At 66.7% G+C, this 2,217-nt stretch carries 1 protein-coding gene and 1 pseudogene; one reads left to right on the plus strand and one right to left on the minus strand.

Annotation, left to right across the window (positions count from 1 at the left end; translation table 11 throughout):
• The coding region (locus tag ABZ453_RS51065; protein WP_359026907.1) for a reverse transcriptase N-terminal domain-containing protein at nt 1-285 on the minus strand (285 nt) is incomplete at its 3' end.
• Nucleotides 286-1,173: 888 nt separating this feature from the next.
• Here ABZ453_RS51065 and ABZ453_RS51070 point away from each other — a divergent pair.
• Nucleotides 1,174-2,158: pseudogene (locus tag ABZ453_RS51070) on the plus strand (ISAzo13 family transposase).
• The last annotated feature ends 59 nt before the right edge of the window (nt 2,159-2,217 follow it).

Genomic DNA, 2,217 nt, shown 5'->3' on the forward strand with positions numbered 1-2,217 from the left:
CCGTTCTTTCATGCCCGCGGCCGCACCCGCACCTCTGTCCAGATGATCACCCGCGCCGCACACCTCGAACGAAATCCGGTTAGCCACAACGCACTGAGTCACCTGCCGCACGCTGATCAGCGTGTTCGACCATGATCTCAGCATCAGTTTCTGCAAGGACCGGACCAGGGCCCAGTCCTCTTCCCGCGTCGCCTTGAAGATCCTCTGCCTCAGCCTCACTACGTTGTCCTCGTGGTGACGCCATGCGATGTCGTCCCATTCGGCAACGTCCTCGGGTCCGTTCACCGCGGTGTCCAACTTGCCCCTCGGTTCGGGAGGCCCCGGGCCTCGGTCGTCAAAGGCTCACCAGCCCACGTCAGCTCCCCTTTCGGGACCCGGCCGCCAGGACCGGCATCCGGCCGGTTCCCCGAGACAGCCGCCTGGAGAGGTGGCCACATGTCCCGAGTCCCGCTGCCTTTCGGCCGCCGGCATCTGCTTTTTGGGCTTCCTGTCCCGCCGAGGAGTTCCGCCCCTCTTGCGATCGGCCTACCGAGCCGAAAGGCCCGGACCCCGACGGGGTTTCCACGTTCCGCGCACACGAGACACGGCCGGGGTGGGCGCCCCCTACACCCCGGGGCCAGCGGTGTTCCCACGACCGGTTGATCGTCCCCGGCCGCCGCTTGCCGCCTCTTCCAGCGGCCAGGCCCTTGCACCCTGGTCCTCGTCCCGTCACCCAAGGCTTGGTCTGACGAGGCATCATCGGGGGTTCACTTGCGTTCGCCCGTCCGGCCTTCCCCTCGCCCGGTTGCTCCCCCGGACGGAGCGGGGGCCCTTGAGCTTCTTCCCTGGGCTTCGCACCCTCACAAGCTGGACCTGTGAACGCACGCCAGGGCGGGGACTGATCTCGAACACTGATCAGGAACTACGCATCCGGTCTATAACCGGCCTCCGATCTGCGAGTTCACTCGAAATGCGCGACTTCGTGTCGCACCGATCAACGCCCACTGCTCGTCCGATAAGTCGCTGAGGTACGGCTCTCTCTTCACACCCCGCATCTCAACATGGACATGCCCACCCGACGGCTCATACGGCGGTCAGTACCACGATCGAGCGATCACGAACCGAGGAAGATCGGACTTAGGGCGTGCAGATCTTTAACTCGTGGCTTTCCGCTCGGTGGCTCGTTGGTCTGGCATGGGCGGGTTGGATGGGCAACGGGCCGTGCTGGCAGCCAAGTTCGAGGCGATTCTGCCGCACCTCGACGAGCGGCAGCGTCGCCTGCTGATAGGGGCGGAGGCCCAGTCTCTCGGCCGCGGCGGGATCAGAGCAGTCGCCCGTGCCGCCGGTGTCCGTGAGGCCACTGTGTCTGCCGGAGTGAGGGAACTCGACTCTGGAGAGGCTCCGTTGGGACGCATCCGCCGGCCCGGTGCTGGCCGCAAACGCGTCGTCGACCGGAACCCAGCCGTTCGGGCGGCACTCCTCGCGCTGGTTGAGCCCGACGTCCGCGGAGATCCCATGTCGCCGCTGCGCTGGACCACCAAATCCACCCGCAAGCTCGCCGAGCAGCTGACCCGGCAGGGCCACAGGATCTCCGCGGACACGGTGGGCGACCTGCTGCGCGAGGAGGGCTTCAGCCTGCAGAGCAATGCCAAGACGCTGGAAGGCAAGCAGCACCCCGACCGGGACGCACAATTCCACTACCTCAACGAGCAGGCCCGCGACCACCAGGACGGCGGGGCTCCGGTGATCAGTGTGGACACGAAGAAAGGAACTGGTCGGCCCGTTCAAGAACAACGGCCGTGAATGGGAGCCGAGAGGCGAGCCGGTGCGGGTCGACACCCACGACTTCCCCGACCGCGTGCTGGGCAGGGCGGTGCCCTACGGCATCTACGACGTCGCCGCGAACACCGGCTGGGTCAACGTCGGCACCGACCACGACACCGCCGCGTTCGCCGTCGAGTCGATCCGCCGCTGGTGGAACGGAGCCGGGCGGGCCACCTACCCGACGGCCGACCGGCTGCTGATCACCGCCGATGCCGGCGGCTCCAACGGGTATCGCACCCGCACGTGGAAGACCGAACTCGCCCGGTTCGCCGCTGAGGCCGGCCTCACGATCACCGTCTGCCACCTGCCTCCCGGGACGCAATGCCGTTGCTTGAAGTTGTCAAGTAGTTCGTGACATCAGTGCAGTGTGGTCGTTGGGCCTGGCATGCATCCGTGGGTGGGGTTGTCTGATCA

Origin of the sequence: Streptomyces sp. NPDC005799 (assembly GCF_040630525.1) — a bacterium.
Lineage (GTDB): Bacteria > Actinomycetota > Actinomycetes > Streptomycetales > Streptomycetaceae > Streptomyces > Streptomyces griseorubiginosus_B.